The organism is Nitratireductor sp. GZWM139, from assembly GCF_030068685.1.
Lineage (GTDB): Bacteria > Pseudomonadota > Alphaproteobacteria > Rhizobiales > Rhizobiaceae > Nitratireductor > Nitratireductor aquimarinus.
This window is the reverse complement of record NZ_JAMQML010000003.1, coordinates 278,388-290,475: the sequence shown is the minus strand read 5'-3', so window position 1 is coordinate 290,475 and position 12,088 is coordinate 278,388. Positions and strand designations below refer to the sequence as shown.

The window sequence follows — 12,088 nt, the reverse complement described above, 5'->3', positions numbered from 1 at the left end:
GCAGATCAATGACGCTTTCGGACATCGCACAGGAGCTGCAAAAGCTCACCGAAAGCACCGGTGCCGACCGGTTCCATCTCTATACGGTCAAGGGCCTCACAAGACAGCGACTGTCACCCGCCCTCACCGGTAGAAGCCCGCAGACAGATGATGAAGCGCAGGAACTCGCCGGTCGATTACCAAAGCGTTTCTGCAAGAAAATCACCGAGGCCTTTCACCCCTTTCACTGGGGCATCGCCATGCCCGGTGACGACACCGGCATGCACAGCGAGGAAATCCCGCCTGCGCATGAGGCCAGTGGGCTTGTCCTGCCGCTCACCACAGAGCAGAGACACCTTGGCGCGGTCATCATGATCGGTCAGAACATCCAGATCGAGCGCGACGCGCTGCTCGACCTGCACAGCCGGTGCAATGCGCTTTTTGCACAGATCACGGAGCAGGACCCGCTCCCCGAGGACAGCGAAGGCGCAGCGATCTCCAAACGCGAGCTGCAATGCCTGAAACTCACCGCCAACGGGCTGACCAGCGAAGAAATCGCCAAACGCCTCGGCCTGTCGGTGCACACTGCAAACCAATATCTCGCAAACACCACGCAGAAGCTGGATGCGGTCAACCGCGTTCACGCGGTCGCCAAGGCGCTCCGCAACGGGCTTATCGACTGAAGAAGGCTAACCGTTGATCAGCGGTCGCTCGCTACGCACGATCCGCGAAGCCTGCAGCGCATCGGCCAGGTAGCGCGAATTCACTTCCGGGTCTTCGGCCGGATCATCAAAGGCCACGTAATTGACCTCGACAGCCGCATTGTCGTCGCTCAGTTCGAGCGTGAAATAGACGGTCACGCCACCCGGGCGCAGTTCCAGATCGAGAGAAATTTGCGGGCTTCCGCTCCACGAAACACGCGCATCGCAGCCATGGCCCAACCGTAATGTGCCCGGCATGAAATAGAGTTCGGCAGCGGACTCCACGATATCCGCAACACTCGCCAGGCTCTCAAGCCTGATGAACGCGATGTAGTCGGCAACATCGACAAGACGCAATTCGTTCGCCACCGCGCGAATGGCATTGGCGACTATGATTTCGCGAGCAGGCGAATGCGGCTGCTTATCCATAATATAATCCTGCTGACTACGGTTTATCGCCAGTTCGATAGATGCGGCGGATCAGCTCCGCGACAGCCTTGTAGAACTGTGATGGAATCAAACTATCAACCGAAACTTGTTTGTACATGGATCGGGCGAGCAGTGGCTCTTCGAAGACGGGGATGTTATGATTCGTCGCTATCTCCCTGATTTTCAGCGCAATGAGGTCCTGCCCCTTCGCAACCACGACGGGCGCTGCGTCCTCGTCACGGCGATATCGAAGGGCAATTGCAAAGTGCGTCGGGTTGGCGATCACAAGCGTGGCCTGCGGCACGGCCGACATCATGCGCTGGCGTGCGCGGTCGCGGGCGAGTGAGCGCAGGCGTGCCTTGACGATCGGATCGCCCTCCACCTGCTTGTGCTCATCCTTCACTTCCTGCTTGGTCATGCGCAGGTCGACACGCCACTGATGGCGGGACCAGAACAGATCGGCCACCGCGATCACCGCCACCACGAGCGTGACAACCACGAGGCTTTCCACAGCAATGTCGCGGATGACCGTGCTGAACTCGACCGGATTGGTGATCATCCCGGCAAGCAGGCGGGTCTCCGCCTCACGCATCGCAAATATCAGGAACCCGCCCGCCACAAGGATCTTGCCAAGGGATTTGGCGAATTCGACCATGCCCTTGACGCCGAAGATGCGGCTCCAGCCTTCCTTGAGCGAGATGCGCGAGACCTTCGGCTTGATGCGGTCGAGCACGAAACGGGGCGTGTTTTGCAACACCGAAGCTGAAATGCCGGCGGCCACCAGAAGCAGCATCACGACGCCGACCACCTTGGCGATCTCGAAGAACACCAGCTGATAGATCGCCATCGCATCCGAGCGGGTTTCGAGCGCCCAGCCATCGGCCCGTTCAAGGAAGGTCGACAGGAAGCTGCTCAGCCGCACCGCGCTGTCCTGAGCGAAGAAGATCGTGAAAGTGAGTATCGCCAGAAAAGATGCAAAAACAGGCACCTCCTTCGAGAAAGGCAATTGTCCCTTCTCGACGGAGTCACGGATTTTCTTCTCCGTGGCCTCTTCTGTTTTGCTTTCCTTGTCAGCGCCTTCCGCCATCAGACCCTTCGCTCAAACGCATTCAGACCAGACCGGCCGCCCGGAACGCCTTGTCAGGCGCGACCCGGACAGGCCTTGCGAAAAGCGTCAGGCGGCGGCCTGCTGCTGCATTCCGGGCAGTTCGAAACTGCCCTGCTGCGATAGCTGAACCGCCATCGCGGAAATGCGCTTGCGGGCCTGATGGATCTCCGTCTCCGGCACATCCTCGGAACCGACACTGAGTTCCGCCTCGATCATGCGCCGCGTGCGCTGGCCAAGAGCGGAAAGAACCGCCTCCACCGCATCGGGCGAAGCATTGCGCAGCGCGGTCGTGACAAGATCGCTCGAAAGACCGTCGAACAGGGCGACGCGCGCCTTCTGGTCGAGAAGAACGATCTCCTCGAAGCTGAAGAGCTGCGAACGGATGGCTTTCACATCGCTCGTGCCGCTGCGCTCCAGCTCGTGGATGACCTCGTCGGCCTGTTCCTTGTCGAGTTCGTTGAGCAGCGAAGCCACGCGCGCCAGACCCACGGTGGAATCCTTGCCGGCGCGCATGTCGCGCAGCAGATCGGCCATGCGGTTCTCGATCAGCTTCTTGGCCGCAGCCGGCATGTCGCCGGTGGCCGCCATGCGCGCCACAACGGCGGTGCGCAGCGCCTTTTCCAGGCTCACCAGAACCTTGGCCGCAATCGCCGGCGAAATACCGCTCAGAATGGCGGCGATCACCTGCGGATGCTCGCTCGAAACCAGCTCGATCAGCTCTTCGGATTTCAGCTTTTCCAGCTCGGCCCAGATTTCCTCGGCCTCGCCGGCCTTCGGGTCGTTGCGGCCCATGAGGAGGTTCATCTCCTCCTCGGAAAGCGTCTCGGTCAGAATGGTGTCAATGCTGTCGGCAGAATCCAGCAGGCCGGCGCCTTCGGTAAACTCGGCCTCGAATTCGCCGACCACCTTTTCCAGCTCCGCCTGCGGAATGGTCCGCAAAAGGCGTGCGCCTTCCATCAGCGCCTTGAGCTCATCCTGCTTGAAGAATTTGAGCAGGCGGCCCGCTGCGGGCTTGCCCATAGCCACCAGAATGGTGGCCGCTTTCTGCGCCTGTGTCAGAGCCAGAGCTTCCGTCATGACCAATCCGACCTTTCTCTTCGCAATCCAGTTTACTGGGCAGAAGCCCTGCCGGCAATTTCCGTAAGCTTCACGCCAAAGCGCGAAGGATCATCCTCGACCAGCGTGATCTCGCCGCGCGCGATGCGCCGGCCGTTCACCACGATCTCCACCGGCTCGCCGACACGACGGTTCAGCGAAACCGTCGATCCCTTCTTGAGCGCCATCAGCTGGGAAACAGGCATTTCCGCACTGCCCAGAACGATCTGCACCTCCACCGGAATGCTCATCACCAGTTCGGGATTGCTCGCAAAAGACCCGGCTTCGCCGCTGGTGCCCGACGTTTCCTCGTGGAGAACGTCCTTCAGCTCCTCAATGGCCTTGTTGAGCTCTTCCTCGCCGTTTTCCTGCGGCTCAGGCTCGGCATTGGTCATAGTCATTCTCCTTCACCGCGTTCCCGGCGCATCATTGCGCCAGAAGACCTTCGACGACGTCCTTGCGGGCATCGAAGGGTTGTTTGATCCGCACCGTGTAGTGATGTCCGGCCTTGCCGAAATCACAGGTGAACACCGTCTTGTCGCGCACCGCCAGCCGCGCCTCGGGCTGCGCGCCGTCACCGAACTCGATGACCTGGCCTTCGTGCAGCGAGGCAAGCTCGCCGAGCGCCATACGCATCAGCGGGATGGTCGCGCGAATGCGCACATTGGAGCGCATCACTTCATCGCTGAAACGATTGTGCCAGTCGGCCGCCTTCGCATTCTGCTGGCGCTGGTCGCTGCCTTCCAGCTCCCGCGCTTCCAGAAGCAGGCGCTGCGGCATCCAGGCCGTAAGAACGCCGCCGCTTTCCTCACCGCCGATAGCGAAGCGCATCCGCACGCCCGGCCCGTCGCGAACGACGAAACGGCGGAAATCCGCTCCCGATTGAACGGTCGGCAGCAAAAGGCGCAGGCCAAGCGAGCGAGCGCCCTTGCCATTGAGAGCCTTGGCGAAAATATCAAATGTCAGCGCCGCCACATCGCGCTCAATCGCCGATGGCGGGCGCTGCAGCGGAACAGCCGGCAGTTCCGGATTGCCGCCAAACATCGTCCCCACGAGAATGGAGATGGCCGTCGGGTCAAGACGCATGGTCAGCGCATCGCCCGAAACTTCGCCGGCGATGACCGCGAGCGCGTCGCAGCAATCTTCCTTCGGCTTCAATTCCGCCAGTCGAACGATCTCCACATCGATCAGCTCAACCTTCACCGCTGCGGGGAGTTTTTCTTCCAGAGCGTCCATCACGCGCGTCAGGGCGCGGGTCGCACAGGAGCGCGCTGCTTCCGACACGCGGCGCGGATCGCCGGTGGCTCCCACCAGACGCTCCACGACGAGCGCACGCATCAGTTCTGGATCTTCGGTCAGCGCCATGGTCGGTTGTTGCTCCGTTGACGATCGCGCATCACGCGGCCTGCTTGTCACCGGCCCCGCCGGTGTTCATCGTGCTCTGCTCCACCGCATCGATGGTCGGCCGGTCATGGGCCGAAATGGTCTTGCGGCCGAACTCCAGCGCCACCTGCGGCAGCGAGCCGTTCATGTAGGCAAGCAGGGTCTGCTTCACGATCACGTAAAGCCGGTTCTTCTTCTCACGCACGATCTTGATCTTGGTGGCGATCGGACCGACCACCGCATAGGACATGAAAATGCCGAGGAAGGTGCCGACGAGCGCCGCACCAACCAGGCCACCCAGGATTTCAGGCGACTCGTTGATGGCGCCCATGGCCTTGATGACGCCCAGCACCGCCGCAACGATGCCCAGCGCCGGCAGACCTTCGGCCACCGCAACGAGCGCATTGTAGGATTTCAGCTTGTCGCGGCGGATGGTCTGGATTTCCTCATCCATCAGCGCCTCGATCTCGAACGGACGGGCATTGCCGATAATGATGATGCGGCAGTAATCGCAGATGAAGCTGGTCAGATCCTTGTTCGCCAGCACCGTCGGGTAGGACTGGAAGATCGCCGATTCCTCGGGATTGTCGATATGCGCTTCTACTTCGCTGCGCGACTTGGTGCGCAGTTCCCGCATCAGGCTGTGCAGGACGCCCAGCGTCTCCAGGTAGTCTTTTTCCTTGGGAACCGAGCCCTTTAGCGCTTCGACACAGGCTTTGCCGGCGTCCTTGACCGTCGACATCGGATTGGCGACCAGAAACGTTCCGAAAGCCGCGCCGCAGATGATCACGACTTCCCAGGGCTGGAGAAGCACGTCCACATGGCCGCCCATCGCCATGTAGCCGCCAATCACGCAGCCGAGCGTTACCACGAGTCCGACAAGAATACCCATCTATACCGCCATCTTTTATAGGCCTTTTCTCCTGTGTACCCGCCGTGGCTTGCGTGAGGCTTGAAACCCGGAACGGCGCGCGGAAAGCCTCGCGCAAGATACGCAGACTAATTTGGCGCAACCGAAGATGGCGGAGGGTGCGCCTTGATCAACACGTTCACGAGCTACAACCTGATCAACCGCGACTTGTCGCGCTCGCTGGAGCGCGTCCAGTCCCAGCCAATGGTGCAGCGCGAGACGGAATATTATCAGCAGAACATCGGCCGGGTGACCTCCATCGAGGAATTCGTCAATGATGACCGCCTGTTCCGCTACGCCATGAAGGCGCACGGTCTGGAAGACATGGCCTATGCCAAGGCTTTCATGGTGAAGGTGCTTGAAGAAGGCATCAGCGACCCGGAAAGCTTCGCCAACAAGCTGACCGACAAGCGCTATATCGAGTTCGCCCGCACCTATAATTTTGCCGCCGGCGGCCCCGACACCACGAATTACAACCCGGCCCAGAAGGGCACCGTCGACAAATATCTCACGCGCGCCATCAAGAATGGCGTGCCGCCAAACGACCCGACGCTGATCGCCAGCCTCAACAACTATCTGGCGAAGATCCCCGACATCAAATCGGTCGACGATCTGATGGGCGATCAGGAGATGCTGACCTTCGCGCTCATGGCGCACGGTTTCGATGTCGAGGAAGTGATCGACCTCCGCTTCCTGCGCTCGGTGCTCGAAGGCGGGATCGACGATCCGCAAAGCCCGGCCAACCAGACCGAAGACAAACGCTACAGGGCGCTGGCCGAAGCGTTCAACTTCGCCCGCTATGGCGAGGACGCGACGACCTACAACATCGCCAACAACCTGGCCGTCGAGCGCTATATGCGCCAGACGCTCGAAGAGGATGCCGGCAAGGAAAACGAGGGCGTGCGGCTTGCGCTCTATTTCCAGCGCAAGGCCCCCGAATTCCGCTCCTACTACGAATTGCTGGCCGACAAGGCCATCGCGCAGGTGGTGCGCACCGCGCTCGGCTTCCCCCCTGCGCTGGCGCAGGCCGACATCGACAAGCAGGTCGAGATGATCAAGGAGCGCGTCGAGATCGCGGACTTCAAGGATCCCGAGAAGCTTGAGGATTTCCTGAAGCGCTTCACCACCATGTGGGAGCTGGAAAACCCCTCCGGCTCGCAGCAGACCTCCATCGCCGCGCTGTTCAGCCAGCCGGCGGAGTTCGGCATTTCCACCGACATGCTTTTCACCATTGCGCAGTTAAAGAGGTAGCAGACCAGATGCAGACCGGACTTTACGTCGCTCTTTCTTCTCAGGTCGCACTGGAAAAGCGCCTCGGAACTCTGGCCGACAACGTCGCCAATGCCGGCACGGTGGGCTTTCGCGGCACATCGGTGAACTTCCGGGATCTGGTGAGCGGCGACGGGCCGGATTCCGTCTCTTTCGCCGCACCCGGCTCCCCCAACATCGACACCCATCAAGGGGGCCTGCGCGAAACCAAGAACCCGTTCGATTTCGCGGTACAGGGGGAAGCCTGGTTTGGGCTCGAAACACCGGCGGGAACCGTGGTCACGCGCGATGGCCGCTTCACCATGCGCGAGACGGGCGAACTGGTCAGCCTCGACGGGCACCCGGTGCTTGATGCCGGCGGCGCGCCGCTGCTGCTCGATCCGCTGGCCGGCCCGCCGGAAGCCAGCGCCGATGGCACACTGCGCCAGAATGGCCAGCTTGTCGGCGCTATCGGCCTCTATGAGTTCGCCCCCTCGCAAAACTACGCCCGCTTCGGCAATTCCGGCTTCGTTGCCGATGACGCACAGCCCGTTGTCGATCAGCCCGGCGTCGGCGTGGCGCAGGGCTTTGTGGAAGAAGCCAACGTCAATCCCGTGCAGCAGATGATGAACCTCATCGAAGTGCAGCGCACCTTCGAGCACGTGTCGGCGCTCATGAGCGATAGCGACACCGCGCTCAAGGACGCCATCAAGCTTCTGGGTGGGTGAGCATCACCGTGACAGAACTGCCCTCCTCCGCAACGCCGCCACGGGAAACCGTGCTGACCGCCCTGGAAGAAGCCTATCGGCGGATTGCAGGCGATGCGCGTTTTCTCGTCAGCCATGGCGGCCGGGTGAGCGAGGTCTCGCCCAGCCATTACAGCGTGCGCGGCCTTTCGGAAACGGCAAGGCTTGGCGATCTCGTGTCGCGTCGCGGCCGCAATGGCGGCGCTGCGGGTGCGGGCGAAGTCGTGCGGATTGCCCGCGACGGCGTGGTGGTTGCGCCTTATGAACGGGCCGGTGAAGTCGGGCTCGGCGAAGCGGTCTTCAATCGCGGACCGCTCAGCCTCGCCCCCGGCCCCTCATGGCGTGGCCGCGTGGTGGATGCGCTCGGACGCCCCGCAGATGGCGGCCCTGCGCCCGCCGGCGGACCGGTCACCACGGGCCAGGCCCCCGTCACACCGCCCGCCATGCAGCGCCAGCGGGTTTCGGAAGGTTTCCGCACGGGCGTGCGCGTGATCGACATTTTCACACCGCTCTGCCACGGGCAGCGGCTTGGTGTCTTCGCCGGTTCCGGCGTCGGCAAATCGACGCTCCTTTCCATGCTGGCGAATGCCGACGCATTCGACACGGTGGTGATCGCGCTCGTTGGCGAGCGTGGCCGCGAAGTGCGCGAGTTCCTCGAAGACACGATTGGCCCGCAGGGCATGGCGAAATCCGTGGCGGTGGTCGCCACCAGCGACGAAAGCGCCATGATGCGCCGCCGTGCGCCGGACACGGCCATGAGCATCGCCGAATATTTCCGCGACCGTGGCGACCGGGTTCTGCTCATCGTGGATTCCATCACGCGCTTTGCCCACGCCCTGCGCGAGGTCTCCATCGGAGCCGGCGAACCGCCGGTCGCGCGCGGCTACCCGGCCTCGGTCTTCACCGAACTCCCCCGCCTTCTGGAACGCGCCGGCCCCGGCGAGACGGGAAGCGGCTCCATCACCGCCATCCTGTCGGTGCTGGTCGATGGCGACGATCACAATGACCCGGTGGCCGATGCGGTGCGCGGCATTCTCGACGGTCACGTGGTGCTCGACCGCGCGATTGCCGAACAGGGGCGCTTTCCACCCGTCAATCCGCTGGCCTCGATCTCGCGTCTTGCGGACCGGGCCTGGACCCCGGACGAAAAGCGCCTCGTCACGCGGCTGCGCGCCATGATCGCCCGCTTCGAGGACACACGAGACATCCGCCTGCTCGGCGCTTATCAGCCCGGTCATGACCCCGAGCTCGATCAGGCCGTGCGGCAGATCCCGCTCATCTACGACGCCCTCACGCAGTCGCCGAACGATCAACGCTCCGCCGATCCCTTCACGGATCTGGCGATGAAACTGAAAGCCGGGGAGCCGGTACAATGACAATCAGACTGGCAAGTCTCGAACTTCCGGACGGGCGGCGAACGGAGCCCAACCCGACCGCAGCAGACCCCATGCCCGAGCCCCCGCAGGCGGCAAAGGCAGCGCCACGGCGCAGGTCCGGTTTCCTGCCCCGGCGCATACCAAAGCCCGGCATGCTGCACACGCCGAGCAGCAGCCGCAGCGACTGGATGATCATGCTGGGCGGGATCGGCCTCGCCGCCGTCTGCGCCATGTTCCCCTGGTACATCTTCTTCAACCAGGAACAGTTCGGCGTGCGCCCGATGACCTTTGCCGGACGTCCCTCGCCGGAAGGCCCATCGCGCGACGCCCTGCCCGCGCTCATTGGCGCGCGTCTGCCCACCAACATGATCCCGCTGCCGCAGGTGGACTACACCGCCACCGGCACCGTGGACCGTGGACCGGCGGCGGTGCTCGAGGATCAGCCCTTCCCCGGAGACGAGCCGGGCTTTCGCCTGGTTCACGTGGTCGGCGGCCGCGCCATGATCGAAGACGAAGATGGCTACTGGATGCTCCAGCGCGGTTCGCGCCTGCCCGATGGCAGCCGCATCTCCCGTATCCAGTGGAAGAATGGCCACTGGGAAGTGATCACCTCACGCGAACTCGTCATCACGCTTTCCGCCGACGCCGGCAACGGCACGTAAGGCCCGCACAAGACTGGCTGCCTAAAGTGCCGGAAGACATGTTCGCATAGACCGAGAGACTTGCCAGATGCAGCCCGTCAATCTGTTCGACCTCGCCACACAGCAGGCCAAATGGCTGTCCGTGCGTCAGACGACGGTGGCCAGCAACGTCGCCAACATCAACACGGCCGGCTACAAGGCGCTGGAAGTGGAGCCGTTCGAAAACGTTCTGAACGGCACGCGGGTGGCGCTCCGGAACACCAATCCGAACCATCTGCAGTTTGGCGCAACGAATGCCTCCTTTTCCGTGACCAGCAAGGATGACCCGGCAGTCCTGCCATCGGAAAACACGGTGAACATGGAAGACGAGCTGTCCAATGCCGGCGAGGTGCGCCGCTCGTTCGAGCTCAACACCGCCATCGTCAAGGCGTTTCACCGCATGCTCATGACCACGTCGAGGGGGTAAATCTTGGATCCGCTTTCCGCTTCCCTGAAAGTCGCCGCATCCGGCCTGCAAGCGCAGTCCGAACGCATGCAGGTGGTTTCGGAAAACCTGGCGAACGCCAAGTCCACCAGCGACGTCCCCGGGGGCGATCCCTATCGCCGCAAGACGATAAGCTTCGTCGCGGAACTCGACCGCAATATCGGCGGCAGCGTCGTCGAGGTCGGCTCGGTCGCCCGCGACCCGTCCGATTTCACGCTGCAGTTCGACCCCGGCCATGAGGCGGCGGACGAGCGCGGCTACGTGAAGATGCCGAATGTGAACGTGCTGATCGAAATGGCCGACATGCGCGAGGCCAATCGCGGTTACGAAGCGAACCTGCAGGTGATCAAGCAGGCGCGCGAACTCATTTCCATGACCATTGATTTGATGCGGAGCCAGTCATGATCCCTCCAGTCGGCAGCATTGCCCCTTCGACCCTGACCGAGACCACGGGCCTTCAGCCCACCCGCCAGATGCCCGCATCCGAAACCGGCGAGGCTTTCTCCGCCATGCTCGGCGAGGCGGCGGCCAGCACGGTTGCCAAGCTCAACCATGCCGAAGGCGTTTCGCTCAAGGCCCTGCAGGGCGAGGCCGACACCCGCGAAGTGGTGGATGCCGTGATGAGCGCCGAACAGGCGCTGCAGGCCTCCATCGCCGTGCGCGACAAGCTCGTCACCACCTATCTCGACATCAGCCGCATGGCCATCTGAGGAGCCTGATCCATGAAAGCCCTTTCGATCGCCGCAACCGGCATGAGCGCCCAGCAGCTCAACCTCGAAGTCATCGCGAACAACATCGCCAACATCAACACGACGGGCTTCAAGCGCGCCCGCGCCGAGTTCTCGGATCTGCTTTACCAGACCGAGCGCATGCAGGGCGTGCCGAGCCGCGCCAATCAGGCCATCGTGCCGGAAGGCGCGAATGTCGGTCTTGGCGTGAAGGCCGCAGCCGTGCGCAACCTCCACATTCAGGGCCCGATGAACAACACGGGCAACAAGCTCGACGTGGCGCTGGTCGGCAAGGGCTGGTTCGAGATCGAAGGCACCGATGGCGAACCGCTCTACACACGCGCCGGCTCCTTCAACACCAATGCCACCGGCCAGCTCGTGACCACGCAGGGCTACAACGTCAACCCGGCCATCATCGTGCCGGAGGACGCCATCGAGATCGTGATCAACAAGACCGGCCAGGTCTTCGCCCGTCTCGACGGACAGGCCGACCTTCAGGATCTCGGTCAGCTCACGCTTGCCAATTTCGCCAATGAAGCGGGTCTCGACCCGATCGGCGACAATCTCTTCCGTGAGACGCCGGCTTCCGGCGAAGCCATTCAGGGCGTGCCGGGCGATCCGGGCTTCGCCGTCATCGAACAGGGCTATCTCGAAGGCTCCAACGTGGACCCGGTGAAGGAAATCACCGAGCTGATCTCCGCGCAGCGCGCCTATGAGATGAACTCCAAGGTCATCCGCGCGGCCGATGAAATGGCCGCAACCGTCACCCAGTCGATCCGGTAGGTTCGCATGATACGGCACAACCCCATCCCCGCGCTTTTCCTCGCACTGGCAAGCCTCTTCGCCACGGGCCTTTCGGCTGTGGCGCAGGAGCAGGCGGTTGTGTCCACCCGCGTCATCTATCCCGGCGAGACGATCTCCGTCGATGCCCTCAACGAGGTGATGCTGCGCCGCCCGCCACGCGGCAACACCGCCGTTGCCCGCATGCTGGAAGACATTGACGGCAAGGTCGCCCGGCGCACCCTGCTGCCGGGCCGGCTCATTCCCATCAGCTATGTCCGTGAGGCCTATCTGGTGGAAACGGGCAGCCCCGTCACCGTCACCTTCAATGAAGGCGCGCTCTCCATCTCGCTGCGCGCCGTGCCGCTTGAGCACGGGGCAGCCGGTGACATGATCCGCCTGCGCAATATCGAAAGCGGCCGCACCTTCACCGGTGTGGTCCTCGCTGACGGAACCGTCGAGGTCGGCGCCATATGATTT

General features: G+C 62.7%; 16 protein-coding genes. 10 read left to right on the top strand and 6 right to left on the bottom strand.

All coding sequences use genetic code 11. From position 1 onward, the window contains the following. Positions 1–8 precede the first annotated feature (8 nt). Positions 9–662: a response regulator transcription factor gene (locus NDI72_RS05490; protein ID WP_283799876.1), complete on the top strand. Its 654-nt coding sequence runs from the start codon at positions 9–11 to the stop codon at positions 660–662. Between the two features lie 6 nt (positions 663–668). Here the strand turns inward: NDI72_RS05490 and NDI72_RS05485 are convergent, their stop codons facing one another. From NDI72_RS05485 to motA, 6 genes are all read right to left on the bottom strand, one after another. Further along, positions 669–1,109 (bottom strand): BspJ family T4SS effector nucleomodulin, encoded by a 441-nt coding sequence (locus NDI72_RS05485; RefSeq protein ID WP_113152858.1) that lies wholly within the window; start codon positions 1,107–1,109, stop codon positions 669–671. Between the two features lie 16 nt (positions 1,110–1,125). Continuing rightward, on the bottom strand, positions 1,126–2,196 hold the full coding sequence (flhB, locus tag NDI72_RS05480; RefSeq protein ID WP_206544139.1) for a flagellar biosynthesis protein FlhB: 1,071 nt from the start codon (positions 2,194–2,196) through the stop codon (positions 1,126–1,128). 87 nt (positions 2,197–2,283) lie between these two features. After that, on the bottom strand, positions 2,284–3,294 hold the full coding sequence (locus NDI72_RS05475; RefSeq protein ID WP_113152860.1) for a FliG C-terminal domain-containing protein: 1,011 nt from the start codon (positions 3,292–3,294) through the stop codon (positions 2,284–2,286). A 32-nt stretch (positions 3,295–3,326) separates the two neighbouring features. After that, positions 3,327–3,713, bottom strand: a complete 387-nt coding sequence (gene fliN, locus NDI72_RS05470; RefSeq protein WP_222473998.1) for a flagellar motor switch protein FliN — start codon at positions 3,711–3,713, stop codon at positions 3,327–3,329. Between the two features lie 25 nt (positions 3,714–3,738). Further along, positions 3,739–4,677 carry a FliM/FliN family flagellar motor switch protein gene (locus NDI72_RS05465; protein WP_206553685.1) on the bottom strand — a complete coding sequence of 313 codons (939 nt, stop codon included), beginning with the start codon at positions 4,675–4,677 and terminating at the stop codon, positions 3,739–3,741. A 31-nt stretch (positions 4,678–4,708) separates the two neighbouring features. Continuing rightward, on the bottom strand, positions 4,709–5,587 hold the full coding sequence (motA, locus tag NDI72_RS05460) for a flagellar motor stator protein MotA (RefSeq protein ID WP_113152863.1): 879 nt from the start codon (positions 5,585–5,587) through the stop codon (positions 4,709–4,711). 144 nt (positions 5,588–5,731) lie between these two features. Here motA and NDI72_RS05455 point away from each other — a divergent pair, with 144 nt between their 5' ends. From NDI72_RS05455 to flgA, 9 genes are all read left to right on the top strand, one after another. Beyond that, positions 5,732–6,856 (top strand): DUF1217 domain-containing protein, encoded by a 1,125-nt coding sequence (locus NDI72_RS05455; RefSeq protein ID WP_113152864.1) that lies wholly within the window; start codon positions 5,732–5,734, stop codon positions 6,854–6,856. 8 nt (positions 6,857–6,864) lie between these two features. Next, entirely contained in the window at positions 6,865–7,581 is a 717-nt protein-coding gene (gene flgF, locus NDI72_RS05450) for a flagellar basal-body rod protein FlgF (RefSeq protein WP_206544141.1), read from the top strand. A gap of 8 nt (positions 7,582–7,589) precedes the next feature. Further along, a complete protein-coding gene (gene fliI / locus NDI72_RS05445; protein WP_245447652.1) occupies positions 7,590–8,975 on the top strand; it encodes a flagellar protein export ATPase FliI in 1,386 nt (461 codons plus the stop codon). Then, positions 8,972–9,637 carry a hypothetical protein gene (locus NDI72_RS05440; RefSeq protein WP_283799875.1) on the top strand — a complete coding sequence of 222 codons (666 nt, stop codon included), beginning with the start codon at positions 8,972–8,974 and terminating at the stop codon, positions 9,635–9,637. The genes fliI and NDI72_RS05440 overlap by 4 nt, the downstream gene beginning before the upstream one ends. A gap of 67 nt (positions 9,638–9,704) precedes the next feature. Continuing rightward, a complete protein-coding gene (gene flgB / locus NDI72_RS05435) occupies positions 9,705–10,082 on the top strand; it encodes a flagellar basal body rod protein FlgB (RefSeq protein ID WP_113152868.1) in 378 nt (125 codons plus the stop codon). 3 nt (positions 10,083–10,085) lie between these two features. Beyond that, a complete protein-coding gene (gene flgC / locus NDI72_RS05430) occupies positions 10,086–10,505 on the top strand; it encodes a flagellar basal body rod protein FlgC (protein ID WP_113152869.1) in 420 nt (139 codons plus the stop codon). Then, on the top strand, positions 10,502–10,810 hold the full coding sequence (gene fliE / locus NDI72_RS05425; RefSeq protein ID WP_283799874.1) for a flagellar hook-basal body complex protein FliE: 309 nt from the start codon (positions 10,502–10,504) through the stop codon (positions 10,808–10,810). Before flgC ends, fliE begins: the two co-directional genes overlap by 4 nt. A 12-nt stretch (positions 10,811–10,822) precedes the next feature. Beyond that, on the top strand, positions 10,823–11,611 hold the full coding sequence (gene flgG, locus NDI72_RS05420; protein ID WP_113152871.1) for a flagellar basal-body rod protein FlgG: 789 nt from the start codon (positions 10,823–10,825) through the stop codon (positions 11,609–11,611). A gap of 6 nt (positions 11,612–11,617) precedes the next feature. Beyond that, positions 11,618–12,085 carry a flagellar basal body P-ring formation chaperone FlgA gene (gene flgA / locus NDI72_RS05415; RefSeq protein ID WP_113152872.1) on the top strand — a complete coding sequence of 156 codons (468 nt, stop codon included), beginning with the start codon at positions 11,618–11,620 and terminating at the stop codon, positions 12,083–12,085. Positions 12,086–12,088: the final 3 nt, after the last annotated feature.